Origin of the sequence: Aeromonas sp. R7-5 (assembly GCF_040908015.1) — a bacterium.
In the GTDB taxonomy this organism is placed as follows: domain Bacteria; phylum Pseudomonadota; class Gammaproteobacteria; order Enterobacterales; family Aeromonadaceae; genus Aeromonas; species Aeromonas caviae.
Map to the genome: position 1 here is coordinate 515,117 of NZ_JBFOCZ010000033.1, position 26,212 is coordinate 541,328.

The 26,212-nt window shown below is 62.9% G+C and carries 25 protein-coding genes; 7 read left to right on the forward strand and 18 right to left on the reverse strand.

Translation table 11 applies throughout. From position 1 onward, the window contains the following. Window positions 1–56: 56 nt before the first annotated feature. Genes AB5Y53_RS17845 through nagB form a run of 3 tightly spaced genes read right to left on the reverse strand, consistent with a single transcriptional unit; the run spans window position 57 to window position 3,231 of the window. The gene (locus AB5Y53_RS17845; RefSeq protein ID WP_010674096.1) at window positions 57–1,271 is read right to left on the reverse strand and encodes an ROK family protein; all 1,215 of its coding nucleotides are present in this window, start codon (window positions 1,269–1,271) and stop codon (window positions 57–59) included. A 4-nt stretch (window positions 1,272–1,275) separates the two neighbouring features. Further along, the gene (gene nagA, locus AB5Y53_RS17850) at window positions 1,276–2,421 is read right to left on the reverse strand and encodes an N-acetylglucosamine-6-phosphate deacetylase (RefSeq protein ID WP_368182743.1); all 1,146 of its coding nucleotides are present in this window, start codon (window positions 2,419–2,421) and stop codon (window positions 1,276–1,278) included. Between the two features lie 9 nt (window positions 2,422–2,430). Then, complete coding sequence (gene nagB, locus AB5Y53_RS17855; protein WP_010674098.1) at window positions 2,431–3,231, reverse strand: glucosamine-6-phosphate deaminase; 801 nt, start codon at window positions 3,229–3,231, stop codon at window positions 2,431–2,433. Between the two features lie 272 nt (window positions 3,232–3,503). Between nagB and nagE the strand changes: the two genes are divergently transcribed. The 3 genes from nagE (at window position 3,504) to glnS (ending at window position 9,744) form a co-directional block, all read left to right on the forward strand. Next, window positions 3,504–4,958: an N-acetylglucosamine-specific PTS transporter subunit IIBC gene (nagE, locus tag AB5Y53_RS17860; RefSeq protein ID WP_039039841.1), complete on the forward strand. Its 1,455-nt coding sequence runs from the start codon at window positions 3,504–3,506 to the stop codon at window positions 4,956–4,958. Window positions 4,959–5,080: 122 nt separating this feature from the next. Continuing rightward, a complete protein-coding gene (locus AB5Y53_RS17865) occupies window positions 5,081–7,744 on the forward strand; it encodes a beta-N-acetylhexosaminidase (RefSeq protein ID WP_039039840.1) in 2,664 nt (887 codons plus the stop codon). A gap of 338 nt (window positions 7,745–8,082) precedes the next feature. Then, window positions 8,083–9,744: a glutamine--tRNA ligase gene (glnS, locus tag AB5Y53_RS17870; protein WP_201968755.1), complete on the forward strand. Its 1,662-nt coding sequence runs from the start codon at window positions 8,083–8,085 to the stop codon at window positions 9,742–9,744. Window positions 9,745–9,843: 99 nt separating this feature from the next. On the opposite strand, the gene fur is transcribed toward glnS, so the two are convergent. Beyond that, window positions 9,844–10,272 carry a ferric iron uptake transcriptional regulator gene (fur, locus tag AB5Y53_RS17875; protein WP_010674102.1) on the reverse strand — a complete coding sequence of 143 codons (429 nt, stop codon included), beginning with the start codon at window positions 10,270–10,272 and terminating at the stop codon, window positions 9,844–9,846. Window positions 10,273–10,503: 231 nt separating this feature from the next. Between fur and AB5Y53_RS17880 the strand changes: the two genes are divergently transcribed. After that, window positions 10,504–10,977, forward strand: a complete 474-nt coding sequence (locus AB5Y53_RS17880) for a DUF4442 domain-containing protein (RefSeq protein WP_010674103.1) — start codon at window positions 10,504–10,506, stop codon at window positions 10,975–10,977. Between the two features lie 68 nt (window positions 10,978–11,045). On the opposite strand, the gene fldA is transcribed toward AB5Y53_RS17880, so the two are convergent. Genes fldA through AB5Y53_RS17900 form a run of 4 tightly spaced genes read right to left on the reverse strand, consistent with a single transcriptional unit; the run spans window position 11,046 to window position 12,969 of the window. Beyond that, window positions 11,046–11,570 carry a flavodoxin FldA gene (gene fldA, locus AB5Y53_RS17885; protein WP_010674104.1) on the reverse strand — a complete coding sequence of 175 codons (525 nt, stop codon included), beginning with the start codon at window positions 11,568–11,570 and terminating at the stop codon, window positions 11,046–11,048. Window positions 11,571–11,610: 40 nt separating this feature from the next. Next, window positions 11,611–11,907, reverse strand: a complete 297-nt coding sequence (gene ybfE, locus AB5Y53_RS17890) for a LexA regulated protein (protein ID WP_005325670.1) — start codon at window positions 11,905–11,907, stop codon at window positions 11,611–11,613. Between the two features lie 20 nt (window positions 11,908–11,927). Next, window positions 11,928–12,149: a DUF2788 domain-containing protein gene (locus AB5Y53_RS17895; RefSeq protein WP_010674106.1), complete on the reverse strand. Its 222-nt coding sequence runs from the start codon at window positions 12,147–12,149 to the stop codon at window positions 11,928–11,930. Between the two features lie 55 nt (window positions 12,150–12,204). Then, window positions 12,205–12,969 (reverse strand): alpha/beta fold hydrolase, encoded by a 765-nt coding sequence (locus AB5Y53_RS17900; protein WP_368182894.1) that lies wholly within the window; start codon window positions 12,967–12,969, stop codon window positions 12,205–12,207. 290 nt (window positions 12,970–13,259) lie between these two features. Between AB5Y53_RS17900 and seqA the strand changes: the two genes are divergently transcribed. Both seqA and pgm read left to right on the forward strand, forming a co-directional pair. Then, window positions 13,260–13,769, forward strand: a complete 510-nt coding sequence (seqA, locus tag AB5Y53_RS17905; protein ID WP_042017344.1) for a replication initiation negative regulator SeqA — start codon at window positions 13,260–13,262, stop codon at window positions 13,767–13,769. A 53-nt stretch (window positions 13,770–13,822) separates the two neighbouring features. Continuing rightward, window positions 13,823–15,472: a phosphoglucomutase (alpha-D-glucose-1,6-bisphosphate-dependent) gene (gene pgm / locus AB5Y53_RS17910; protein WP_010674109.1), complete on the forward strand. Its 1,650-nt coding sequence runs from the start codon at window positions 13,823–13,825 to the stop codon at window positions 15,470–15,472. Window positions 15,473–15,546: 74 nt separating this feature from the next. Here pgm and AB5Y53_RS17915 read toward each other — a convergent pair whose 3' ends face one another. Next, a complete protein-coding gene (locus AB5Y53_RS17915) occupies window positions 15,547–16,428 on the reverse strand; it encodes a DMT family transporter (protein WP_109112014.1) in 882 nt (293 codons plus the stop codon). 94 nt (window positions 16,429–16,522) lie between these two features. On the opposite strand from AB5Y53_RS17915, the gene AB5Y53_RS17920 reads away from it, so the two are divergent. Further along, complete coding sequence (locus tag AB5Y53_RS17920) at window positions 16,523–17,005, forward strand: MarR family winged helix-turn-helix transcriptional regulator (RefSeq protein WP_201968756.1); 483 nt, start codon at window positions 16,523–16,525, stop codon at window positions 17,003–17,005. A 45-nt stretch (window positions 17,006–17,050) separates the two neighbouring features. Here the strand turns inward: AB5Y53_RS17920 and mltB are convergent, their stop codons facing one another. The 9 genes from mltB to AB5Y53_RS17965 form a co-directional block, all read right to left on the reverse strand. Beyond that, window positions 17,051–18,148: a lytic murein transglycosylase B gene (gene mltB / locus AB5Y53_RS17925; protein ID WP_041212714.1), complete on the reverse strand. Its 1,098-nt coding sequence runs from the start codon at window positions 18,146–18,148 to the stop codon at window positions 17,051–17,053. 94 nt (window positions 18,149–18,242) lie between these two features. Continuing rightward, window positions 18,243–18,845 (reverse strand): CDP-alcohol phosphatidyltransferase family protein, encoded by a 603-nt coding sequence (locus AB5Y53_RS17930; protein ID WP_368182744.1) that lies wholly within the window; start codon window positions 18,843–18,845, stop codon window positions 18,243–18,245. Then, window positions 18,838–19,500: an ATP-binding cassette domain-containing protein gene (locus AB5Y53_RS17935; RefSeq protein WP_368182745.1), complete on the reverse strand. Its 663-nt coding sequence runs from the start codon at window positions 19,498–19,500 to the stop codon at window positions 18,838–18,840. The genes AB5Y53_RS17930 and AB5Y53_RS17935 overlap by 8 nt, the downstream gene beginning before the upstream one ends. 4 nt (window positions 19,501–19,504) lie before the next feature. Beyond that, window positions 19,505–21,142 carry an ABC transporter permease gene (locus tag AB5Y53_RS17940; protein ID WP_368182747.1) on the reverse strand — a complete coding sequence of 546 codons (1,638 nt, stop codon included), beginning with the start codon at window positions 21,140–21,142 and terminating at the stop codon, window positions 19,505–19,507. A 6-nt stretch (window positions 21,143–21,148) separates the two neighbouring features. Next, on the reverse strand, window positions 21,149–22,279 hold the full coding sequence (locus AB5Y53_RS17945; RefSeq protein ID WP_368182897.1) for an ABC transporter substrate-binding protein: 1,131 nt from the start codon (window positions 22,277–22,279) through the stop codon (window positions 21,149–21,151). 58 nt (window positions 22,280–22,337) lie between these two features. Further along, window positions 22,338–24,494, reverse strand: coding sequence for an FAD-dependent oxidoreductase (locus AB5Y53_RS17950; protein WP_368182749.1), 2,157 nt, complete (start codon window positions 24,492–24,494; stop codon window positions 22,338–22,340). Beyond that, the gene (locus tag AB5Y53_RS17955) at window positions 24,491–25,066 is read right to left on the reverse strand and encodes a carboxymuconolactone decarboxylase family protein (protein WP_039039829.1); all 576 of its coding nucleotides are present in this window, start codon (window positions 25,064–25,066) and stop codon (window positions 24,491–24,493) included. The genes AB5Y53_RS17950 and AB5Y53_RS17955 overlap by 4 nt, the downstream gene beginning before the upstream one ends. Then, the gene (locus tag AB5Y53_RS17960) at window positions 25,056–25,766 is read right to left on the reverse strand and encodes a DUF1499 domain-containing protein (RefSeq protein WP_368182751.1); all 711 of its coding nucleotides are present in this window, start codon (window positions 25,764–25,766) and stop codon (window positions 25,056–25,058) included. The genes AB5Y53_RS17955 and AB5Y53_RS17960 overlap by 11 nt, the downstream gene beginning before the upstream one ends. Before the next feature lie 127 nt (window positions 25,767–25,893). Further along, the gene (locus tag AB5Y53_RS17965; RefSeq protein ID WP_039039827.1) at window positions 25,894–26,172 is read right to left on the reverse strand and encodes a peptidylprolyl isomerase; all 279 of its coding nucleotides are present in this window, start codon (window positions 26,170–26,172) and stop codon (window positions 25,894–25,896) included. Window positions 26,173–26,212 lie beyond the last annotated feature (40 nt).

The window sequence follows — 26,212 nt, forward strand, 5'->3', positions numbered from 1 at the left end:
GACCATAAAAAAACGGCAGCCACTGGCTGCCGTTTTCGTATCCGAAGGGGTGGAGCTTACTTTTGCTCCATGATGATCTGCAGCAGATCCCCTTCCAGCAGGGAGCGCTTGACCAGGGCGAAGCCGCCGATGGTGGGCTGGTTCTGGAAGCGCGCCTTCACGATGGGCAGGCCGCGATGGAAACTTGGCAGAGACTGGTGCTCGACGCAGCGGCGGATGGCCGGGATCAGGATCTCTTCGGCGGCGGTGATTTCACCGGCGATGAGCACCTTCTGGGGGTTGAACAGGTTGACCGTGATGGCGATGGCGCGCCCCAGGTGCTCCCCCACGTTCTCGATCACGCTGCGGGCCAGCTCGTCACCGGCCACCGCCGCCTTGCACACCTCCTGGATGGTGATGTGCTTCTCTTGCAGCGAACTCAGGTGACCGCGGCTGATGAGCTCCTTCACCTTGTCGACGATGGCCTCATTGGAGGCGATGGTCTCGAGGCAGCCGAAGTTGCCGCAGTGGCAGCGCTTGCCAAGGGGTTCGACCTGGATGTGGCCTATTTCACCGACGTTGCGGTTCTGGCCGAGAAACACCTTGCCCTTGGTGATGATGCCCGAGCCCGTCCCCTGGTGGACACTCACCAGGATGGAGTCCATGCAGTCGCGGGACTCGCCGAAGAAGTGTTCGGCCAGCGCCAGCGAACGGGTGTCGTTGCCCACGTAGCAGGGGAGGTTGAAGTGGTGCTCCAGGAGCTTGGCGAGCCCCAGGTTGCGGATCTGGTAGGTGGGGGTGTAGATGACCATGCCGGATTCCGGGTTGACCAGACCCGGCATGGTCAGCGCGATGCTGATGAGGTTGCGGCTGCGATCCTGATTGGCGTCGATGAAGGCGCCAATCTCCCGCAGCAGCATGTCCACCACCGGTTGCTGCTCGATCTCGGTCACCTGGGTGATGTGCTGATCGAGCTCCTTGCCGTCGAGGTCATACAGGGAGAGCTGCAGGTAGCCGCGACCCAGCTTGGCGGACACAAACTGGAAGCGATGCTTGATGGTGGTCAGGGAGATGGCGCGGCGCCCGCCGGTGGAGGCTTGCGGCGAGGTTTCCCTGATGAGACCGTGCTCGATCAGTTGCCGGGTTATCTTGGTCACGCTGGCCGGGGCCAGCTGACTCAACTCGGCAATTTTGACCCGCGAGATGGGCCCCTGCAGGTCAATGAGGCGATAGACGACCGCACTGTTTACCTGCTTGATAAGATCTACGTTTGCTATTTGTCCGCCAGTCATAGTGTCACTGTGTTGTGTAGTGTCCGTTAACCACGGTCCCGCAGACCGCGAAGGCCTGATCAAAGACGGTGAGGTTGGCAATTTTTCCGACCTGGATACTACCGAGACGCGAGTCCCATCCAATGGCGCGAGCGGGGTAAAGGGTGGCCATTCTCAGTGCTTCGTCGAGCGGCAATCCGACCTGTTTGACCAGATTTTCCACCCCTTCGATCATGGTGAGGGCGGAGCCGCCGAGTGTACCATTCTCATCGACGCACTGACCATCGCGGAAATAGACGGTTGCGCCGCAAAAATCAAATTTCTCAAAGCCTTCCGGTGCACCTGCCGCCGCGGTTGCATCGGTGACCAGCACCAGCCGCTCCCCCAGCATCCTGTGCGCCAGGCGCACGTTGGCCCAGTGTACGTGGTGGCCGTCGACGATGATGCCCGCATAGACATCCTTGTGATCGTAGATGGCACCGACCACGCCGGGCTCGCGACCGTTCAGGGTCGGGGTCATGGCGTTGTAGAGGTGGGTGGCAAAGCGCATGCCGTTGTCAAAGCCCGCCATGGCCTGGTCGTAGTTGGCGGCGGTGTGGCCGGCGGAGACCAGGATGCCGGCCTCCACCAGACGGCGGATGTGCTCGGGCTTGTTGCGCTCCGGCGCCAGGGTGATCTTGGCGATGGCGTCCGCGTTGTCGCAGAAGAAGTCGATCATCTCGTCGGCAGGCTGGCGGATCTGTTCGGCCGGGTGGATCCCCTTGCGCTTGAGGTTGGTGTAGGGCCCTTCCAGATGGACGCCAAGCACCTCGTTGGGGTGGGCGGCCATGTAGTCGCGGGTGACGGCGACGGCCTGCTTCATGTCCGCATCCGGGCTGGTGATCAGGGTCGGCAGGAAGCTGGTGGTCCCGGATTTCAGGTTGGCCGCCTGCATGGTGGCCAGGGTGTCCGTGGTGATGTGACCGTTGAACATGACGCCACCGCAGCCGTTGAGCTGGACGTCGATGAAGCCGGCGCTGAGGTTGGCGCCCTGGAGGTCAATCTGCTCGATGCCGGCGGGCAGTTCTGCCTGGCGGGAGATGGCGACAATCTTGTCGCCATCGATGACCACGCCATAACCGGTCAGCACGCAGCTGCCGGTGTAGAGAGTGCAATTAGTCAGAGCGTACATGGGAGCTCCTCAGAGGTGCTTGATGTTGTCGGCTTCCAGTTGCTGGAAGTAGCGCACCGTCTTGACCTTCAACTCCATGGTGGAAGGTTCGTCGCACACCACAATCCCTTTCGGATGCAGTTGCAGGGTGGAGATGGTCCACATGTGGTTGACGCTGCCCTCCACGGTGGCCTGCAGGGCCTGGGCCTTGGCGTGACCGACCACCAGGATCAGGATCTCTTCGGCGTCCATCAGGGTGCCGACACCCACGGTCAGGGCCAGCTTGGGCACCTGCTCCATGTCGCCGCCAAAGAAGCGGGAGTTGGCGATGCGGGTGTCTTCGGTCAGGGTCTTGACCCGGGTACGGGAAGCCAGGGAAGAGGCCGGTTCGTTGAAGGCGATGTGGCCGTCATTGCCCACACCGCCCATGAACAGGTGGATCTTGCCGTAGGACTTGATCTTGTCTTCGTAGCGCTGGCACTCGGCCACCAGATCCTCGGCGTTGCCATTGAGGATGTTGATGTTTTCCGGGCGAATGTCCACGTGATTGAAGAAGTTGTTGTGCATGAAGCTGTGGTAGCTCTCCGGGTGTTCCTTGGGCAGCCCCACGTACTCGTCCATGTTGAAGGTGACCACGTTCTGGAAGCTCACCTCGCCGGCTTTATGCAGCTCAATCAGACGCTTGTAGGTGTTGAGCGGGGTGCCGCCAGTGGGCAGACCCAGCACGAAGGGGCGCTCGGCAGTGGGTTTGAACGCATTGATGCGGTCAACGATGTAACGGGCAGACCAGAGACCCACCTGGCTGGCAGACTTCAACGGGATCAGGCGCATTTTATATACCTCAGTACGGTTGCCACACAGGGAGTGACGGCAAGGGACCAGACACGGATTCAAGTTGTTTTATAGCGTAAATAAAGATTGCGAACTAAGCCACATCTATCGGCTACCTTTATCTCTGTTGAGTGATAATGATCACGAAAGCTGGTTTATTAATTTGCGCAGCGAAATAAAACACATAGACTGCCAATCAAGCCTTGATGGCTTATGCGTCGAACGTGATAAGCACTTAATTTCTAGAAAAACACCAACTAAGGAGAGGAACCGTGAACATTCTCGGTTATTTGCAAAAGATCGGCCGTGCCCTGATGGTGCCGGTAGCGGTATTGCCTGCCGCCGCGATCCTGATGGGGATTGGCTACTGGATTGACCCGAACGGTTGGGGTGGCGGAAGCCCTCTGGCTGCGTTTCTGATCAAGGCGGGCGCCGCCATCATCGACAGTATGCCCATTCTGTTCGCCGTCGGCGTCGCTTACGGCATGTCCAAGGATAAAGACGGTTCCGCCGCGCTGGCCGGTCTGGTCGGCTTCCTGGTGGTCACCACTCTGCTGAGCCCGGGCGCCGTGGCCCAGATCAAGGGTATCCCGGCCGACCAGGTGCCGGCAGCCTTTGCCAAGATCAGCAACCAGTTCGTCGGCATCCTGTGTGGTGTCATCGCCGCTGAGCTGTACAACCGCTTCAGCAGCGTGGAGCTGCACAAGGCGCTGGCCTTCTTCTCCGGTCGTCGTCTGGTGCCGATCGTGACCTCCGTGGTGATGATCGTCGTCTCCTTCATCCTGATGGCCGTCTGGCCGGTCATCTACGGTGGCCTGGTGAGCTTCGGTGAATCCATCGTCAGCATGGGCTCCACCGGTGCCGGCATCTACGCCTTCTTCAACCGTCTGCTGATCCCGGTCGGTCTGCACCACGCCCTGAACTCCGTGTTCTGGTTCGACGTGGCCGGCATCAACGACATCCCGAACTTCCTGGGTGGCCAGTCCTCCATCGACGCCGGCAAGGCTGTCGTGGGCGTGACCGGCATGTACCAGGCCGGCTTCTTCCCCATCATGATGTTCGGTCTGCCGGGTGCCGCACTGGCCATCTACCACAGCGCGAAGAAAGAGAACAAAGAGAAGGTTGCGTCCATCATGATCGCTGCCGCCTTTGCCGCCTTCTTCACCGGGGTGACCGAGCCGCTCGAGTTCTCCTTCATGTTCGTGGCGCCGGTACTGTACGTCATCCACGCCCTGCTGACCGGTATCTCCGTGTTCATCGCAGCCTCCATGCACTGGATCGCCGGTTTCGGCTTCAGCGCCGGTCTGGTGGATATGGTGCTCTCCAGCCGCAACCCGCTGGCGACCCAGTGGTACATGCTGCTGGTACAGGGTCTGGTCTTCTTCGGCCTCTACTACGTGGTCTTCCGCGCCGTGATCGCCAAGTTCAACCTGAAAACCCCGGGTCGTGAAGATGACGAAGCCGTGCCGGTACAGGCTCAAACCACCGACCGCACCGAGCTGGCCAAGCAGTATCTGGAAGTGCTGGGTGGTCAGGAGAACCTGGTGACCATCGATGCCTGCATCACCCGTCTGCGTCTGACCCTGAAAGACCGCAGCATCGTTGACGAGCGCAAGCTCAAAGCCCTGGGCGCGGCCGGTGTGGTCAAGCTCGGTGAGCAGAACCTGCAGGTGATTCTGGGCCCATTGGCCGAGATCATCGCCGGTGAGATGAAAGCCCTGCGTTAATCGAGCGACTCGCTCACCTCAAGTCTAAGTCCATTGTTGACATAACTAAGGGCCCCGCCTCGGGGCCCCATATAAAAAAAGCCAAGAAAATCCAACCTTTACTTCAAATGAGAGCAGCAGTTATGAACTTGAAACATTCTCTGTTAGCCATTGCCATGTCTACCGTTTTCGCCGGTCCCGCACTTGCAGCCGATGCTGCCAGGCAAGCGGTGGTCGACGCCCTCGCCAGCAACCTCGTCGTCAAGTACGAAGTCGTCACCAATGACGGTGCCGGCGCCGGTCTCGACTGCCAGGCGCTGGGCTCCGAGTGGGCGAGCTGCGGCGTTGCCAAGCTGCACCTGACCAATACCGGTGCCGACGTCACCTCCAAGGACTGGAGCATCTATGTCTCCTCCATCCGCCGCATCCAGCGGGTGGACAACGATCAGTTCACCATCACCCACCTGACCGGCGACCTCTATCGTTTGACGCCGACCGAGAAGTTCCAGGGCTTTGCCAAGGACGCCACGGTCGAGGTGCCCCTGGTGGTGGAATACTGGGTATTGTTCGAATCTGACATCATGCCGAACTGGTATGTCGCCAGTGAAGGGGCCGAGCCGAAAGTGCTGGCCAGCATGAGCAACATCGATGATGCCAGCACCTACGAGAAGCCGATGCCGGCCGATGGCTGGAAGCGCACCAAGGATGACAACAACATCCTGATGAACAGCGAGACCCGTTTCGCCGCCAACCAGACCAGCACCCTGCTGCCTGCCGGCAAGATTGACGACCGCATCCTGCCAAGCCCGATGAAGCAGGTGGTCAAGGCCGGCCCGCAAATCGACTTCTCCACCATCAAGCTCAATGCCCTTGACCTGCCGAGCGATCGCGCCGAGGCCCTGAAGGCGCAACTGACCAAGCTGGGTGTTACCCTCTCCGACACCGGCTACCCGGTCACCATCAAGCTCGGCAGCAAGCTCAAGCAGGCCGAAGGCTACGACATGACCATCGGCAAGAAGGGCACCGTCATTCAGGGGCACGACGTTGACGGCGCCTTCTGGGGCGCCCAGTCCCTGATCTCTCTGCTGGGGGTTGACGACAAGCTGGTGAGCCAGATGAGCGTCGAGGATGCGCCGCGCTTTGAATACCGTGGCATGCAGACCGACGTGGCCCGTCACTTCAGAAGCCCGGAGACCATGAAGAAGCTGGTTGACCAGATGTCCGCCATGAAGCTCAACGTGCTGCACCTGGGGCTGACCAACGATGAAGGCTGGCGTCTGGAGATCCCGGGCCTGCCGGAGCTGACCGACGTCGGCAGCCAGCGTTGTCATGACGAGTCCGAAACCAAGTGCCTGATGCCGCAGCTTGGCTCCGGCCCCACCAGCGACAACCAGGGCTCCGGTTTCTACAGCAAGGCGGACTACATCGACCTGGTGCGTTACGCCAAGGCCCGCGGTGTGACCGTGATCCCCGAGATCAACATGCCGGCCCACGCCCGTGCCGCCGTGGTCTCCATGGAGGCACGCTACAAGCGTCTGATGAGCGAGGGCAAAGAAGCCGAGGCCAACCAGTTCCGTCTGACTGACCCGGCCGATACCTCCAACGTCACCTCGGTGCAGTTCTACGACAAGATGTCCTTCATCAACCCCTGCCAGCCGGGTGCCGCCACCTTCGTTGCCAAGGTGATGGACGAAGTGGCCCAGATGCACCAGGCCGCCGGCCAGCCGCTGACCGCCTGGCACTACGGTGGTGACGAGGCGAAGAACATCATGCAGGGCGGTGGTTACCAGGATCCGGCCGTCACCAAGAAAGAAGATCTGGTGGCCTGGAAGGGCAACGTCGACTCCAGCAAGCAGGACAAGCCGTTCGGCAAGTCCCCCATGTGCCAGAAGATGATCGACGATGGCAAGATCAAGGACGTGGCCGAGCTGCCGGTCTACTTTGCCAAGGAAGTGAGCGAGATGGTCAAGGGCCACGGCTTCTCCACCCTGCAGGCGTGGGAAGATGGCCTGAAGTACGCCACGGATGCCAGCGTGTTCGCCACCGACAAGACCCGGGTCAACTTCTGGGAAACCCTCTACTGGGGTGGTTTCAACGAGGCGATGAAGTGGGCGCACAAGGGCTATGACGTGGTGCTCTCCAACCCGGATTACCTCTACTTCGACTTCCCGAACGAGGTACACCCTGCCGAGCGCGGCTACTACTGGGCAACCCGCTTCAACGACACCCGCAAGGTGTTCGCCTTCGCCCCGGAAAACCTGCCGCAGAACGCCGAGACCTCGGTTGACCGCGACGGCAACGCCTTCGTGGCCAAGGGTGACCAGGATCCGGTCAAGTTCAAGGGGATCTCCGGCCAGCAATGGAGTGAAACCGTGCGCACCGATGCCCAGTACGAATACATGGTCTATCCGCGCATCTTCTCCGTGGCCGAGCGCGCCTGGCACAAGGGCGGCTTCGAGCTCGATTACGTGAAGGGTCGCGAGTTCTCCGGCACCACCAAGCATGTCAACAAGGCCACCCTGAACAAGGAGTGGAACCAGTTTGCCAACGTGCTGGGTCAGCGAGTGCTGCCGAAACTGGACCAGGCCGGGGTGGAATATCGCCTCTCCGTACCGGGTGCCAAGGTGGTGAACGGTGTGCTGGAAGCGAACGTGGATCTGCCGGGTCTGCCCATCCAGTACAGCCTGGATGGCAAGAGCTGGAGCGCCTACGACGCTGCCGCCAAGCCGACCGTGGATGGCAAGGTCTACCTGCGTACCACCAGCTTCGATGGCAAGCGTACCAGCCGCGTCACCGAGCTGAACTGATAGCTCTCAATCCATAACGCAAGGTGGGTCGCAAGACCCGCCTTTCCCAAGGTCGATGGCCATCGGGTTTGGGAAAGGTTGACTCTGCGTGTGAACCTTTGTTGTGTGTGTTTTGTCTGTTTTTCATCACTTGAGACCCCGCCCCGTGCGGGGCTTTTTTTGACCAGGATCTCTGCAATTTCTCCCGTTTCGCCGTTTTTGGTGCGCCAATGACCCGAATTGGCCAAATTCAGGTTGAGGCAGGGCGCGTAATGAGGGATCATACCCGGCTTGACGGCGGGGGTATGAGGGTGCCAGCCGGCACAACGTCCGCCAGTGACGCATTTTTGAGGTGAGCCATGAGTCAGGCGAACAGCCCAACTAACTTTATTCGTCAGATCATTGATGAAGATCTGGCCAGCGGTAAGCACAGCAGCGTGCATACCCGTTTCCCGCCGGAGCCGAACGGTTATCTCCATATCGGCCACGCCAAATCCATCTGCCTGAACTTCGGCATCGCCCGCGACTATCAGGGTCAGTGCAACCTGCGTTTCGATGACACCAACCCGGCGAAGGAAGACATCGAGTTCGTGGAGTCCATCAAGCAGGACGTCCAGTGGCTGGGCTTCCAGTGGAGCGGCGAGATCTGCTACTCCTCCGACTATTTCCACAAGCTGCACGGCTACGCCATCGAGCTCATCGAGAAGGGACTGGCCTATGTGGACGAGCTCTCCCCGGAGCAGATGCGTGAATACCGCGGCACGCTGACCGCCCCTGGCAAGAACAGCCCGTTCCGCGATCGCAGCGTGGAAGAGAACCTGGCCCTGTTCGCCAAGATGAAGAACGGTGAGATGGCCGAAGGGAGCGCCTGCCTGCGCGCCAAGATCGACATGGCATCCCCCTTCATGGTGATGCGCGATCCCGTCATCTATCGCATCAAGTTTGCCCACCACCACCAGACCGGTGACGAGTGGTGCATCTACCCGATGTATGACTTCACCCACTGCATCTCGGACGCCCTGGAGGGGATCACCCACTCCCTGTGTACCCTGGAGTTCCAGGACAACCGTCGCCTTTATGACTGGGTGCTGGACAACATCAGCATCGACTGTCACCCCCGTCAGTACGAGTTTTCCCGTCTGAACCTCGAATACACCGTCATGTCCAAGCGCAAGCTGAACCTGCTGGTGACCGAGGGGCACGTGAACGGCTGGGATGATCCGCGCATGCTGACTGTCTCCGGTCTGCGCCGCCGTGGTTACACCCCGGCCTCCATCCGCGAGTTCTGCAAGCGCATCGGTGTGACCAAGCAGGACAACATCGTCGAGATGAGCATGCTGGAAGCCTGCATCCGCGACGATCTCAACGAGAACGCCCCGCGCGCCATGGCCGTGCTGCACCCGGTGAAGGTGGTGATCGAGAACCTGGCGGCCGACGAGGTGCTGACCGCCCCTGCGCACCCGAACAAGCCGGAGATGGGGACCCGCACGCTTCCCTTCACCCGCGAAATCTTCATCGACGAGGCGGACTTCAAAGAGGAAGCCAACAAGCAGTTCAAGCGGCTGGTGCTGGGCAAGGAAGTGCGCCTGCGCAACGCCTACGTCATCAAGGCCGAACGGGTCGAGAAGGATGCGGACGGCAAGGTCACCTGCATCTACTGCTCTTACGACCCCGAGACCCTGGGCAAGGATCCGGCGGACGGCCGCAAGGTGAAAGGGGTGATCCACTGGGTCAGCGCCACTCACTCCCTGCCGGCCGAAGTGCGTCTCTACGACCGTCTGTTCAAGGTGCCGAACCCGGGCGCCGAGGATGACTTCGAAGCTGCTCTGAATCCGGAATCCCTGGTGATCATCGAAGGGGCCCGGGTGGAAGCTTCCCTGAAGGATGCCAAGCCGGAGTTTGCCTACCAGTTCGAGCGTGAAGGTTACTTCTGCGCCGACAACAAGCTCTCCAGCGCCGAGCGCCTGGTGTTCAACCGCACCGTGGCCCTGCGTGACGTCTGGGGCAAGGCCGAGGTCTGATAGAAGAGGGCAGGGGAAACCCTGCCGCTTCTGGTCCGGATTGCGGACACAAAAAAGCCAGCATCATGCTGGCTTTTTTATTGCGCCGACCCGGCCGAATCAATCGTCGTGCTTGCAGTCACCGTTGGCGCAGTGGCCATACAGGTAAAGGCTGTGGTTGGTCAGGCGGATGTTGTGCGCCTTGGCGATGTCGCGCTGGCGCTGTTCTATCACCTCGTCGGAGAACTCGATCACCTTGCCGCAGTCGAGGCAGACCAGGTGGTCGTGGTGCTCCTGGGTGGCCAGCTCGAACACCGACTTGCCCCCTTCGAAATGGTGACGGGTGACGATACCGGCATCATCAAACTGGTTGAGAACGCGATAAACGGTAGCGAGACCAATCTCCTCGCCCTGATCGATCAGCCGTTTGTACAGATCTTCCGCACTGGTGTGCTGGCAGTCCGGCTGTTGCAGGATTTCCAGGATCTTGACACGGGGCAAGGTGATCTTGAGCCCGGCCTTTTTTAACGCTTGGTTGTTGTCTGCCATTTCTATTTATTCGCATTCTCGAAGGTGTGGTTATTCTGATTGACTGCCGCTGTAATGGCAACCACGAACTCGCTTGGCCTGTCATTATAGGTCGTAGCCAAGTTAAAAATAAACCCAGCAATTCAAGGGCTTTAGCTCATCAAACCCGTCATGGGAATATTCAGGCCCGCTTGCTCGACCAGAGAATGTTGATACTATGTGACTTCTCTATAGTCTGGTCGGATGAGATCCATGGATTGGCTTTTCGGCAATGCCGCCTGGGTGCGCTGCGCCCTCAACGCCTGGCCCCCCTTCTGGGGCGCAGGCATCAAGATAGAAACCCTGAGCCCCGATTTTCGCTTCTGCCGGGTCACTCTCAAGTCCCGCTGGTGGAACAAGAATGCCAACCGGACCCAGTTCGGCGGCAGCATGTTCGCCATGACGGATCCCATCTACCCGTTGATGCTGATGGGCTATTTCAAGAACCGCTACTACGTGTGGGACAAGGCGGGCAGCATCAATTTCATCAAGCCGGGCAAGGGCAAACTGGTGGCGGAGTTCACCCTGAGCGACGCCAAGCTGGCATCGATCGTGGCGGCGACCGAGGGGGGGGAGAAGCACTTTCCCGAGTTCGAGGTGCAGGTGCAGGATGGCCAGGGCGAGCTGGTGGCCCAGGTGAAGCGCACCCTCTATGTCAGATCCAAGCCCCAGCACAGGGGGGGCTGAATGCCTGCTGCAGATGCAACAAGGGCCCCGTCGGGGCCCTTGTTGCATGAAGAGGGAGGGAGATCAGATCACTCCAGCTCGCCCAGGCACATCTCTTCGTGCAGCTGTTTGCACCAGCCCTTGACGCGCTCGGCTGTCAGCTCCGGCTGGCGATCTTCGTCGATGCCCAGGCCCACGAAGTGCTTGTCATCCACCAGCGCCTTGGAGGCTTCGAACTCGTAGCTCGCGGTCGGCCAGTGGCCGATGATGATGGCGCCCTTGGCTTCGACGATGTCACGCAGGGTGCCCATGGCGTCGAGGAAGTACTCGGCATAGTCTTCCTGATCGCCGCATCCGAAGATGGCCACCAGCTTGTTGTTGAAGTCGATCTCTTCGAGTTCGGGGAAGAAGTCATCCCAATCGGCCTGGGCTTCGCCGTAGTACCAAGTCGGGATGCCGAACATCAGCAGATCGAAGCTGTCGATGTCGGCCTTGCTGCTCTTGGCAATGTCACGGACTTCAATCAGTTGTTTGCCCAGTTCTTTCTGGATCATCTTGGCGACAGCTTCGGTATTACCGGTATCGCTGCCGAAAAACAGACCTACACTAGCCATAGTGTTTCGTTACCCGTATCTGGTGTTGATGCTTGACGGTTCAGATTGCGATGCCTGCTGCATGAGCAGACTCGATCTGTTGCTTCAGGATAGATTGGATCAGCTCGGCTCGGCTGACGTTCTGTTGCAGCGCAAGTTGGTTCAGGCGCTCCAGCAACTCGGCTTCCACCTTTAACTCGACCCGTTTCAGCCCGTTCTCACGATCGCGCTTGAGCTGGTTGCGCTTGTTGATCTTGAGCTGGGTCTCGCGGGGGAGTGGATTGGTCTTTGGCCTGCCGGGGCGCTTCTCAGTTGCGAACAGATCCAGTGTTGTTCGATCAGTTTGCTGTTTGGCCATACATCACAGATGAAAAGTAGTTAGCCGATCCCTGAGCCTTCCCAGCCCATTTCGATCAGCCCCTTGGCGACAAAACCCGCGCAACCCAGAAACAGCACCAGCCAGACGATGAAGCGGCCGAAGCGGGGCACATTGCCCCGTTTGAGCACGTCCTGAATGGCCAGACCAATCAGCAGGAAGATGGCCACGAAGAACAGTTTCAGGCCCAGACTCTCGATGAGATCGATGTGTTCACTCAGCATGGATTGCGCGCACTCCTTAAGACGGGCGCACTATATCACAAAGGATTTGAAACTGTTAACCGCCTGTCGACAGGAAATCCACAACCAGTTTGTTGAACAAAACCGGCTTTTCCGCGTGCAGCCAGTGACCCGTGCCGGCGATGACGCGGGCCTTGGCGGCCGGGAACTGGGCCATCGCGGCCCCGGTGTATTCGGGCAGCATATAGTCGGAGTCGCCCCCCTTGATGAAGAGTGTCGCGCCTTCGAAGAGGCGTTCATCGTCAGGCCAGCCCATGATGTTGGCGTAGTTGCGCTCAAGGGCCGGCACGTTGAAACGCCACCCCCATCCAGACTCCCCTTTGGCGAAGGATTTGAGCAGGAACTGGCGCACCCCGGCGATCTCGATGTGCTCGGCCAGCATGGCTTCCGCCTCGCTGCGGCTCTGGGGGGGCGTGGCCAGCGTGGCATTGAGCCCGGCAAACACGTTCTTGTGGCGGGCGTGGGGATAGGCCACCGGGGCGATGTCCGCCACCACCAGCTTGCTGACCCTGTGAGGGGCCTGCTTGGCGACCTGCATGGCGACCTTGCCCCCCATGGAGTGACCCACCAGGGCCACCTGTTCAAGTCCAAGATGGTCCAGCAGGGCCAGGATGTCCGCCGCCTGGGCCGGGTAGCTCATCTCGTCCGAGTGAAAGGAGGCGCCGTGATTGCGCAGATCGACGCTGATGACCCGGTATTGTTCACTGAGGGGGCGCGCCAGCAGGCCGAGGTTGTCCAGGCTGCCAAAGAGGCCATGGATCAGTACGACAGTCGGGCCTTCGCCCTGATCCTTGAAGTTCAATCGTGGGTATTGTTGCAAAATGACACCTTATCGGTCGTGGGCTCTATCGCCATAATTTTTAACACACTGAAAGAAAAGGATTTCATTCCTGATGGGGGATTTTTTTGTGGTTTTTTTTCAAAAATATCTCCCCGGGATCGGCTATCAGTGCGGGGGATCACACACTTGGCCCGTCATTATGCCGTATTCTCAAGGAGATTCATGCACATCTGTCCGCCCCTTGCTTGGGCTGCCGGGTCTGCCTATGTATAATCGCCGCATCCGAATTTCGACGAGTCCAGCGCATCCCTATGAAAACCATCGAGCTTGATGACGATCTCTACTTCTTTATCGCGAGCCAGACCCGGCACATCGGCGAGAGTGCGTCCGATATTCTGCGTCGCCTGCTGGAGCAACCCGCCCAGGCTGGCACGGCAACCGTGGCGGCCGCGCCTGCGATGCAACCGCAACCCGTGGCCGATGCCCTGGGGCTGGAGGCGTTGCTGGATTCCGGCGAGCTGCAGAAAGAAGAGAAGTCCATCAACCGCTTCATGCTGGTATTGAGCACCCTCTATCGGGACAACCCGGAAGGCTTCACCCAGGCGACCGAGATAAAAGGGCGCAAGCGCGTCTACTTCTCCCGTGACCCGGAAGCGCTGCGTGCCAGTGGCAGCACCACCAAGCCCAAGCCGGTACCGGAGACCCCGTTCTGGGTGATCACCAATACCAATACCAGCCGCAAGCAGAACATGGTGGCCCAGCTCATGAACAGCATGGGTTATGACGAGGATCTGACGGCTCGGGTGTGCGGCGCCGTTTAACCCATCAATGACTTCAGGCCTTGCCGGGCAAGGCTCAGCTCAAGGAAAACGCCATGGCACAGCATTCCCACGCCGGTCAGCCGGCTCGTCTTTGCGATCTGACCAACATTCCCCGTCTGGTCAGCGCCTACTACCTCAACAAGCCGGACATGAGCCGCCCTGAGCAGCGGGTCGCCTTCGGCACCTCCGGTCACCGCGGCAGCGCCCTGCACAGCGCCTTCACCGAATCCCACATTCTGGCGGTGACCCAGGCGCTGGTGGAGTACCGCCAGCAGGCCGGTATCACGGGGCCGCTGTTCGTCGGCATGGATACCCATGCCCTGTCTGAATCCGCCTTTGCCAGCGCGGTGGAAGTGCTGGCGGCCAACGGTGTCGAGACCCGCATTCAGGCCGGCCTCGGCTTCACGCCGACCCCGGTCATCTCCCATGCCATCCTGCGTCACAACGCAGGCAAACCCGTGGCCCAGGCGGACGGCGTGGTGATCACCCCGTCCCACAACCCGCCGGAAGACGGTGGCTTCAAATACAACCCGCCCCACGGCGGTCCTGCCGAAGGCGAGATCACCAAGTGGGTGGAAGACCGCGCCAACGCGATCCTGGAAGCGGGCCTGGCCGGCGTGAAGCGGATGCCGTTTGCCGAGGCCCTCAAGAGCCCGTTCGTGGTGGAACACGACTATGTCACCCCTTATGTGGATGATCTCGAAAACGTGCTGGATCTGGCCGCCATCAAGCAGGCTGGCATCAAGATCGGCGTGGATCCGCTGGGTGGCTCCGGCGTCGCCTACTGGGACGTCATCGCCAGGCGCTACGGTCTGGACATCGAGGTGGTGAACTACAAGGTCGACCCGACCTTCTCCTTCATGACCCTGGACAAAGACGGCAAGATCCGGATGGACTGTTCCAGCCCGTTCGCCATGGCGAGCCTGATTGCTCTGAAAGACAAGTTCGACATCGCCCTTGGCAATGACCCTGACTACGACCGTCACGGCATCGTCACCAAGGCGGGCCTGATGAATCCGAACCACTATCTGGCGGTGGCGATCCAGTATCTGTTCACCCACAGAACCGGCTGGCCCAAGGGGGCGGCCGTCGGCAAGACGCTGGTCTCCTCTTCCATGATCGACCGGGTGGCCGGCGAGATCGGTCGCACCCTCAAAGAGGTGCCGGTCGGCTTCAAGTGGTTCGTGGACGGTCTCTACAGCGGCGAGTTCGGCTTTGGCGGCGAGGAGAGCGCGGGTGCCTCCTTCCTGCGCAAGGACGGTACCGTCTGGACCACCGACAAGGATGGCTTTATCCTGGCGCTGCTGGCGGCCGAGATCCTGGCGGTGACCGGCAAGGATCCCCAGGCCCACTACGATGCGCTCGAAGCCAGATTCGGCCGCTCCAGCTACCGCCGCATCGATGCCCCGGCCAACAGCGCCCAGAAGGCGGTGCTCTCCAAGCTGGATCCGGCCCTGGTGGAAGCCTCCACCCTGGCTGGCGAGCCCATCCTCGCCAAGCTGACCAAGGCGCCGGGCAACGATGCCGCCATCGGCGGCCTGAAAGTGGTGACCGAGAACGGCTGGTTCGCGGCGCGCCCCTCCGGTACCGAGTCCATCTACAAGATCTACATGGAGAGTTTCAAGGGGGAGGCGCACCTGGACCTCATCCAGCAGGAAGCCCAGCAGATTGTCTCCGCCGCCCTGGCCAAGGCCGGCGTCTGACCCTTACGGTAACAACCCATGTGAAAGAGGAGCCCTGGTGGCTCCTCTTCTTTTGGTGTCGGGTTGACTGCGGATCAGCCGTTGTCGACGCTGCCGGTGGCGGCCTTGCGGTTCTGCCAGCGCTTGAGGAAGGAGCGGGCCGGCAGCTTCATCAGGAAGAGAGAGAGCAGGATGATGCCGATGCCGAGCCACTGACGGCCATCCAGGGTTTCTCCCACCATCAGCACACCGCAGGAGACCGCCACCATGGGGTTGGTGAGGGCCAGCATCCCCATCACCTCCGGGCCATGGCGTTTGAGTCCCCAGAGCCAGGCCCAGTAGGCCAGAGCCGTATTGAGGATCACCAGCCAGATAAGCCCGGGAGTGGCGTCAGCCCGGGGCAGGGGCATGGGGCCGGCCAGCCACCAGGCCAGCGGGATCAGCATCAGGCCGCCCAGCAGCAGCTGCCAGGCGGTCAGGGCCAGCAGATCGTCCACCGGCCAGCGTTGCATCCAGCGGCTCGACTGGCCGATGAGCAGGGTGGCGAGCAGGGCGCACGCCACGCCGACGGGATCCAGATTGGCAGAGGGATTGAGCAGCAAGAGCACCCCGACGAGCCCCATCACCCCCAGCAACAACCACTTGAGCGTCGGTCTGACACCGTCTTGCAGCCAGGCCAGCCCCATCAGGATGAGGGGCAGCGTCGCTCCCAACGTACCCGCCACGGCGCCGGGCAGGCGAAACGCCGCCACGAACAGCAGGGCGAAGAAGGCGGTGATGTTGCAAAACGCCAGCAGGAACTGCCTGCTCCAGACGAGAGGCGGCCTGCGGGGATGGAGCAACAGCAGCAGCACCCCGGCGGGGAGGGCGCGCCACACGGCCACCCAGTAGGGGGAGTAGTCGGTCAGGTAGAGACTGACGACGGCATAGGTGCTGCCCCAGAGCAGGGGGGCGAGCAGGGCGATCAGCAGTGGCATGGTTATCTCGCAATAAAGTATCTTTAAGTAAAGATACATTAGCCGCGAGTTGGTTTATTATCAAGTATCTTCATGTAAAGATAATGGAGCCCGAATGGAGAGTGATCATGTAGATCAGCTGCTGGCCCAGTGGGCCCGGCAGCGCCCGGACCTCGACTGCTCCCCCATGGGGGTGCTGGGGAGGGTGGCGCGCATGGCGGCGATCGCCGGGCGCGAAGTGAGCGAGACCCTCAAGGAGTGCGGTCTGCTGGGGTCTGATTTCGATATCCTGGCGACCCTGCGTCGGGCCGGCGAGCCGCTGACCCCGACCGCGCTCTACCAGTCCGCCATGCTGAGTTCAGGGGCCATGACGGCCCGGCTCGACAAACTGGAGCAGCGTGGCCTGATAAGACGTGAAGCCTCCCCCGATGACAGGCGCAGCCTGCTGGTCTGCCTGACGGAGCCGGGGCGGGAGCTGGTTGACCATGCGGTGGAACAGCACGTGGCGAACGAGCGCCGCCTGCTGGCCCCATTGACCTTGGCCGAACAGGAGCTGCTGGCAGCCCTGCTCAAGCGCTGGTTGCTGGAGAACGAATAGCAAAACGGGCCCATCGGGCCCGTTTTCGTTGGCATTGAGGCTGACTCAGTAGCCGCCTCTGGCATCCCTGACGGCAAGGCCAAGCTGCCATACCGCCATGGCGTAGTGGGTGCTGTGGTTGTAGCGGGTGATGGCGTAGAAGTTCGGCAAGCCGTACCAGTACTGGTAACCGGTGCCGACATCCAGACGCAGCAGGCTCGCCTCCTTGTGATTGCCAAGGGAGCCGGTGGGAGCCAGCCCGGCACCGCGCAGGGTGGCTACCGGGTAGCGGGTCTGGAAGCCGTGCTCATAGCCCGGCAGCTGTCCCTGACCGCGTACTGCCACCGGCTGCCCTTTCTCCCAGCCGTGGGCCTTGAAGTAGTTGGCCACGCTGCCGATGGCATCCACCGGATCCCACAGGTTGGTGTGGCCGTTGCCGTTGAAGTCCACCGCGTAGTTGCGAAAACTCGACGGCATGAACTGGCCGTAGCCCATGGCCCCGGCATAGGAGCCCTTGGGTTCGGTGGGATCCATCCCTTCATCCCGGGTCATCACCAGGAAGGCTTCCAGCTCGCCGGTGAAGAAGTCGGCGCGGCGCGGGTAGTCAAATGCCAGGGTCGCCAGGGCGTCGAGAATGCGGGTCTTGCCCATCACCCGACCCCAGCGGGTTTCCACCCCGATGATGCCGACGATGATCTCGGGTGGCACCCCGTAGATCTGCTGCGCCCGGTTGAGTTCACTCTCGTATTCACGCCAGAAGTTGACGCCGTTCTGTACGTTGTCCGGGGTGATGAACTTGGCGCGGTAGCGGTTCCAGGCGCCGGTCGGACCGGTGGGCGGTCTGGTGGTGGGGGCCTGGGCGTCCATCAGCTTGATGATCCAGTCATAACGCTCGGCCTGGGCCAGTACCCGGTGCAGCTCGGCGCTGTCGAAGCCGTGCTTTTGCACCATCCGCTGCACGAAGTTGTCCACGTTGGAACGATTGGCGAAGTCCCCCTTGCTGACCCCGGGCTGGCTCACCTGTCCGTAGAAGGGTTTGCTCGGCGGCGTCTGGTTGATGAAGGCGCTGTTGGGTTGGGGTTTGACCACGGGCTTGGGCGCCGGCGTGCTGCTGCAGCCGTAGATCAGGGGAAACAGGGAGAGGACACAGACAAGGCGACGCATAGGGTTCTCGTGAGCCTGAAAAAGAGTGCCGTCATGGTAAAACATTGGCGTGCAGGCGCAAGTGCTCCGTGCCGGCGCGCCCCCCGGGATCCCGTCAGCGCAGGGAGTGGTAGCCGCTCCAGAGCCGGGTCAGGGTCGTGATGGCACAGAGCAGGGCGAAACCGTAGGCCAGTGGCACGAAGGCGGCGGGCCAGAGGCACATGAGCACGAAGAGGGCGATGGTTTCGCTCCCCTCGGTGAGCCCGCCCAGATAGTAGAGGGATTTGTGGTGGTAGACGGGGCTCTCGATGCCCCGTTTGCCCGCCATGATGGCAAAGGCCAGAAAGCTCGATCCCGTGCCCATGAAGGCGAACAGCAGGGTGGTGGCGGCCAGGGCGTTGGCCGGGTCGGCGAGGGCAAAGCCCAGCACCACGGCGGCGTAGAAGATGAAATCCAGCGTGATGTCGAGAAACCCACCGCAGTCGGTGATGCCCGTTTCCCGCGCCACGGCGCCATCCAGCCCGTCCAGCAGCCGGTTGAGCAGAATCGCCGCCAACGCCCACTGATAGCAGCCAAAGGCCAGCAGCGGCAGCGCCAGCATGCCGATGAGAAAGCCGGCGAGGCTCACCTGGTTGGCGCTCACCCCGGCCCGGCACAGTGGGAGGGCGAGCGCGGCGAGGGGGCGGCGGATAACCGGGATCAGGTGGCGATCAAACAAGGTGGTGCTCCTCTTCTGGGATGGCTGGGGGGATCAGCTGCAAGATGGTGCCCGGCGCGTCATCTTCGTCGTGGGTCACCAGAATGGCGGGGATGGCCAGTGCCTTGATCTGCGCGAACACCAGTTCACGAAAGGCGGCCCGCAGCGGCTTGTCGAGGCGGGAGAAGGGCTCGTCCAACAACAATACCCTGGGCTCGGCCAGCAGGGCACGCAGCAGGCTGACGCGGGCTTTCTGGCCACCTGAGAGCGCCCCGGGCAGCTTGTCCACCTGAGCCTCCAACCCAACCTCGGCCAGCGCTTCGCGGGCCCGGGTCTGCCTTGCCGCCATCCCCTTGAGATGCGCCGGCATGCCGAACATCAGATTTTCGGCCACCGTCAGGTGGGCAAACAGCAGGTCATCCTGAAACAGGATGCCGACCCCCCTCTCCTGAGGGGGCAGCGGGGTGAGGCGACGTGCGCCGAGCAGGATGTCCCCGGTCAGCCTGATGGGCCCCCCGGGTGGCAGCACTCCCGCCAGGGCCGCCAGCAGGGAGCTCTTGCCACAGCCGCTCGGTCCCATCAGGGTGAGCACCTCGCCCGGGGCCACCCTGAGGGGGGGGAGCGTCAGCAGGGGGGCGCCGTCGAGGAAGAGGGTGAGTGCGGAGGTATGCAGCATCGGGTCAGGGCCTCAGGGCGGGGTTGATGCGCCGCGGCAGCCAGAGCGCCAGGGCATAGATGAAAAGGGGCAGCAGGAGTTGCAGCAGGCCGTAGAGCCCCGCCAGCCGCCGGTTGAGGCCGCTGCCGATGGCCACCGCCTCCGTGGTGATGGTGATGACCCGCCCGCCCCCGAACAGCAGGGTCGGCAGGTATTGGGCCAGGCTCACCGCCGCCCCGACACCGAAGGCGAACAACAGGGGACGGGCGAGCAGGGGGCCCTTGACTCGCCACCAGGCCCCCCAGGGGCTGGCCCCGAGCGTGAGGGCCACCCGGGTGAGGCGCTCGTCGAACTGGCGATAGGGGCCGTGCAGGCAGAGATAGACGTATGGAAAGACGAAGATCAACTGGCTCCAGAGTACCCAGCCTGGGCCTATGCCAGTGAATCCCAGCCCGTCGGTCTGAAGGCGCAATCCAAACAGCAGGCTGGCCTGGGGCAGCAGCAGAGGCAGGCAGACAAGCCAGAGGGTGCGTGTGGCGCGGCGCGCAGGCAACGCCTCGAGGCAGAGCACCGCCAGCAGCAGGGAGAGCGCGGCGCAGAGCAGGGCCAGCCACAGACTCTGCCACAGCAGCGGGCCCAGGCTCGGCAGCAGGGCCAGCCAGTGGTGGCTGCTCCATTCGCTCGGCCAGAGGGCGGGAAAGGACCAGCGCCGGGTCAGGGACCAGAGCAGCAGGGCGGCGAGCACCAGCAGATTGGTCAGGAGCAGCCCCCACACGCCGATGCGGGCAATGAGTGCGGGCCAGGGCGAGGCGGGGGCGCGTCGCCCATCCAGCCAGCGTGCCTTGCCGAGGGTGAGGTGGGCCCGCTCCAGCAGCCTGAGGGCGCCAAGCAACAGCAGGTTGATGGCGAGCAGCAAGAGGGCGCCGCTGGCACTGGCGCCGCGCCAGGCGGGGTCGGCATCCTGATACCAGAGCCAGAGTCGCACCGCCAGGGGCGGCGGGGCATCCGGCCCCAGCAGCAGGGCGAGATCCACCACCGCCAGACCATAGGCGGCCACCGCGTAGAGGGGTAGTCGCAGGGCGGGCCAGAGGGCGGGCAGCAGCAGGCGCCACCAGATCCGGGGGGCGCTGAAGCCGAGGCTGGCCCCCAGCCACTGCTGGCGCGCCACCTTGGCGGGATCCAGTGCCGCCAGCGCCATCAGCAGCAGGAAGGGGGTCTCCTTGAGGATGAGCACCACGATGAGGCCAAGCCCCCAGGGATCCTTGAGGGTTTGCCAGTCCGGGGGTTGATGGGTGAGGTCAAGCAGGGGGGCGACGAGGCGCAGCAGCCAGCCGGAGGGAGCGATCAGAAAGGCGATGCCGATGGCAAAGGCGACGTGGGGAAGCGCCAGCAGGGGGGAGAGCAGGCGGCGCAGCCAGCGCATCCAGGGACGCCCGTCCCCCTGGGCGAGCAGCAGGGCGGTGGCGCCGAGGGTCCCCAGGGTGGAGGCCCCCGCCACCCAGAGACTCAACCCTGCGGAGTGCCAGAGTCCGGGCTGGGGGAGCAAGAGGGATAGATTGGCGGGGGCGAGCCCCTCGATGACCAGCAACAGCAGGCCCCCGGCGAGCGGGATTCCCAGCATCAAAAAGGGCAGCAGGAGGAGAAGAGGGGCGCGCACCTGCATGATGGATCAGTGGCCGTAGCGCTCGGCCCAGGCCGCTTCCAGCCGCGTCTGCCAGCTGGGGTGGGGCTCTGCCACTCCCTTGAAGCGCAATGCCGGACGGGTCTGGCCTGGCAGCGCTTCCTGGCGCAGCACGCTGGGATCCCCCCAGAAGGCTGGGTCGCTCTTGCGCGCCTGGGCGGCGGGGCTCAGCAGGAAGTTGACCACCACCTTGGCCCCGGCCCGGGCGGAGGCATTGAAGGGGATGGCGAGGAAATGGCTGTTGGTGAGCGCCCCTTTTTCCATGGCGATGGCCTGGACGGTGGGGGGCAGGGTGCCGTTTTGCACCGAACTCTGGGCTTCCCCCGGGTTGAAGCTGATGGCCATGGCCAGCTCGCCGTCATCGAGCAACTGCCTGGTTTCGGCGGCGCCGGTGGGGAAGAGCCTGCCCTTTCGCCAGAGCGCGGGGTGAAGCTGGTCGAGCCAGGCCCAGAGAGGGGCAGTGATGCGAAGGAAGTCGGCATCGGTCGCCTCCCGATAGAGGGGCGCCGGATCCGGTGTCAGCTCCAGAAGGATCTGCTTGAGAAAGCTAGAGCCGTGAAACTGGGGAGGCTTGGGGTAGGTGAAGCGGCCGGGGTGAGCCTTGGCCCAGGCAAGCAGGGCGGCCGCCGAGGTGGGAGGTGCGTCTACCTGGTCGCCATCCACCATCAGATTGAGCTGGCCTATGCCCCAGGGGGCCTCGAGCCCCTCGACCGGCACGGTGAAGTCTTCACTCACCGGCAGGGCGGTGTCCACCAGGGCCATGTTGGGCAGCTCGTCGGTAAAGGGGGCCCCCATCAGCCCCTGCTCCTTGAGCGCCTTGAAGTTCTCGCCGTTGACCCAGAGCAGGTCGATGGGGCCGTTAGACGTCTTGCCAGCCTGCTTGCCGGCCAGTAACTGGCTCACGCTCTGGGCGATGTCATCCACCTTCACCTGCACCAGCTCGACCTGGTACTGGCGAGCGATCTCCTGCCTGGCCCACACCAGGTAGGCGTTGATCTCGGGGCTGCCCCCCCAGGCGTTGAAGTAGACTGTCTGCCCCCTGGCGGCCAGCAGGGTCTGCTGCCACGATGCGTCATTGGCGTGGAGCGGGGAGGCCAGCAGCAGGGGGACAGCGGCCATCAGGGGACGGAGCAGGGCGCGAAGTCGGGTCGTGAACATGATGGTTGCCTCGTCAGAGTCAGGCGCCGCGGCGCCAGCGGTGATAACGGGCCAGCAGCGCCAGCAGGCGCCCGGGCTGGCGGGCACGGCGCCAGGCGCCAGCCACGTACTTGTTCCCCTCCATCAGGGTGGGGTAGGGGTGAACGGTGGCGAGGATCTTGCCAAGTCCCAGGCGGTGGCGCATGGCGAGGGCAAACTCGGCGATCCGCTCGCCGGCGTGAGCACCCACTATGGTGGCCCCGAGTATCCTGTCACGGCCCGGCACCGTCAGCACCTCGACAAAGCCCCCTGACTCGCCGTCGGCGATGGCTCTGTCCAGCTCGGCCATCTCGAAGCGGGTCGACTCGAAGGGGATGCCTCGGGCCCGAGCCTCTTTCTGGTTGAGGCCGACCCGGGCTATCTCCGGACTGGTATAGGTGGCCGCCGGCATGACCCTGTAGTCTGCCCGAAAGCGCCTGAACTGGCCAAAGAGGGCGTTGATGGCGGCATACCAGGCCTGATGGGCGGCAAAATGGGTGAACTGGTAGGGGCCGGCAACGTCTCCCACCGCCAGGATGCTGGGGTAGTTGGTGGCGAGGAAGCCGTCGATGGCCAGGGTGCCGCCGGGGGCCAGTTCAACCCCCAGCGCCTCCAGCCCGAAACCGCTCACGTTGGCCTCCCGGCCAAGGGCCAGCAGCAGCTGGTCCCCCTCAACCACCAGCGTCTCGTCCCCCCGGCGCAGGTGCAGCCGGATGGGCAGGTTGGTGCCTTTACCGTCCATATACCCGGCCGAGGTAGCCTGCCAGCCGAGGTGCAGGGTGATGCCGTCGTGCTCCAGCTGCGCGGCCAGGGCCCCGGCGACGTCCCTATCTTCCCGGGGCAGCAGCTGAGGGCCTTGCTCCACCAGGGTGACGGGGATACCGAGCAGGGCCAGGCTCTGGGCCAGCTCGCAGCCGATGGGGCCCCCTCCCAGCACCAGCAGATGGCGGGGGGGCTCACGCAGTCGCTGCCAGAGGGTGTCGGAGGTGAGGTAGGGAACCCTGTCCAGCCCCGGCAGTGCGGGCACCCGGGGGCGGGCGCCGGTGGCGATCACGATATGACGGCTGGTCAGGCGCTTGCCGTTGACCTCCACCTCCCAGGGGGAGGTGACCCGCGCCCGCCCCTGGATGCACTCCACCCCGAGTCCTTCATAGCGCGCCACCGAGTCGTGGGGTTCGACCTCCTCGATGACCCGGGCGACCCGCGCCATCACGGCGGCGAAGTCGGCGCAGCTCTGGCTCGGGGTAAAACCAAGCTCTGTGGCCTTGCGCTGTTCAATGGCGAAGCGGGCGCTTCGGATCAGCGCCTTGGAGGGGACGCAGCCGGTATGGAGGCAATCCCCCCCCATCCTGTGCTGCTCGATGAGGGCCACTCTGGCTTTCACCGCGGCGGCGATGTAGCTGGTGACCAGACCTCCGGCGCCGGCGCCTATCACCAGCAGGTTGTAGTCAAAGCGCGCCGGCTTGCGGTAGGGGGCGTGCAACCGGTAGAGGGCGAGACGGCGCTGCAAGGCACGCATCAGCCAGGGCATCAGGCCGAGCAGGGTCAGGGCGGCCAGCAGGCCGGGGGAGAAGAGGTTGCCTGTGCTGGTGAGGGTAGCCAGCTCGCTCCCCGCCAGCACGTAGACGAGGGTGCCCGGCAGCATGCCGAGCTGGCTGACCCAGTAGTAGGTACTGACTCTGATGGGGGTGAGCCCCATCACCAGGTTGACCAGAAAGAAGGGGAAGAGGGGGATGAGGCGCAGGCTCAGCAGATAGAAGGCCCCCTCTTTTTGCATGCCGGCCTGAACGCTCGCCAGCTTGTCGCCAAAGCGCGTCTCGACCCAGTCCCGCAGCAGGAAGCGGGCGCTGAGAAAGGCCAGGGTGGCGCCTATGGAGCTGGCAAAGGAGACCAGCAAGAGCCCCCACAGGATGCCGAAGACGGCGCTGCCCGCCAGGGTGAGCAGGGCAGCCCCCGGCAGGGAGAGGGCGGTGGTGAGCACATAGATCACCAGAAACAGCAGGCTGGCTGCGACAACATGGCGGTCGACCCAAAGGGTCAGGCGCGCCTGGTGTGCCTGCAACTGGGTGAGGCTCAGATAGTGGTCAAGGTCGAGGGCAAAGAAGGTGCCGACCAGGGCCCCCATCGCCAGCAACAGCAGCAGGCGTGCCCGGTTCATCCCTGTCCCTTGTCGAGGGGGCGCTCGGGTTGCACCGGCAACTGGCAGAACCCCTGGGGAGCGATGTCGAGAGCGGCATTGAACTTGGCGGACATGTTCTGGAAGGCGATGAGGCCGGTGAGCTCCACCAGGGCGTCGTCATCGAACCAGGGCTTGAGGCGGGCGGCCTGCTCGTCGCTCACGCCATCCAGCCCGGTCATGGCCTCGGCATAGTCCAGCACGGCCCGCTCCCGCTCGTCGAACAAGGGGCTGTCGCGCCACCGGGCCAGCGCCTCCACCTTGTCGCTGGAGCCTGCCCGCTTGACGAGGGTCATGGCGTTGATGTCGACACAGAAACGACACCAGTTGAGCTGGGAGACCCGCACCGTCACCAGGGAGCGCAGCACGGGGTCGATGGGGGAGCGCTTGCGGTTGATGACGCCGTAGAGGGTGGCGACCGCGGCGAACAGCCTGGGGGAGCGCCCCCAGCACTTGCCCGGGATCAGCACCTGACCGTAGTTGCGTTTCTGCAGCCAGAAGAAGGGGCGGATGAACCAGGCGTAGGCCCGGTCCGGTTTGACCTCAATGCGCATCTTGTTCCTCTTTGAGCTTCTCCATCTTGGGCTTGTAGGCCCCGCCCAGGCGCTCGTTCAACCGATTCAGGAAATCGATGATCCGTGCCCGGTTGACCCCCAGATCGCTGCGCCCCTGGCGCGAGGCGGAGCGCATGTCGATACGGGTCTCTTTGGGCCCGGTAAAGACCCGCAGGGCCACGTCATCCTGAAACCCGAACCAGCCGGTGGTGACGACGGCATCGATACCCTCGCTGCCCGGATGAACCTGCCAGCCCAGCTCCGTCATCAGTTCCTCGGCTTCCGCGAGCACTTCGACCGGGGATGCCCGGGTATAGAGAGGACCGGGGTTGCCGGGAAATAGTTGCAGGGGCGGGGGGGAGATCGGGAGATCCTCCGGGCTTCTGAGCTGCTCGGCCCACTGGAGCCGTGGCGGATGGTAGGGATCCGTGCTGACGTCGTTGGTGAGGGGGGAGCGCAGCGCCTGGACGAGAAACAGCAGGGGCAACAGCAGGGGAGCAATGCCCCAGATATCCGGCCAGAGGTTGGTGGTGCGGCGATAACGCCAGGGCAGGCGCAGCAGCAGCACGAGGCTGAGGAGAGCGCTGGCGAGACAGAGGATGAAGCCGAGCCACCAGGGCCAGAGATGGGCGCGGCTGCCAAGGGCCCCGCAAAGGGGCAATAGCCAGGTCAGCAGCGGCCACCACAAAGAGCTGTGCATATGAGGGATCCACGGGTCAGGATGGAACTATGCCCAGAAGGATAAACTTAATTGCCTGATAACGTTAGTAAATGATCATCAATCCCAGGCCTGCGCCTCGGAGAGCCGATGGCCTCGTCGCCCTGGATCAGTTGCGATAGAGCACCTTGATGAGGTGGAAGCCGAACTTGGTACGCACCGGCCCCAGCACGGTCAGCAGCTCCCCCTTGAACACGGCATCATCGAAGGACTTGACCATGTCCCCCTTGGAGAACTCCCCCAGATCGCCGCCACGCTTGCCGGAAGGGCAGGTTGAGAAACGCTTGGCCATCTGGCTGAAGTCGGCGCCCTTGGCGAGCTTCTCCTTGATCTCCAGACACTGTTTCTCGGTCTTGACCAGGATGTGCTGGGCACAGGCTTTTTTCATCGGAATGCTCCTCGGCGAGGGGAAAGGGGGCGCAAGATTA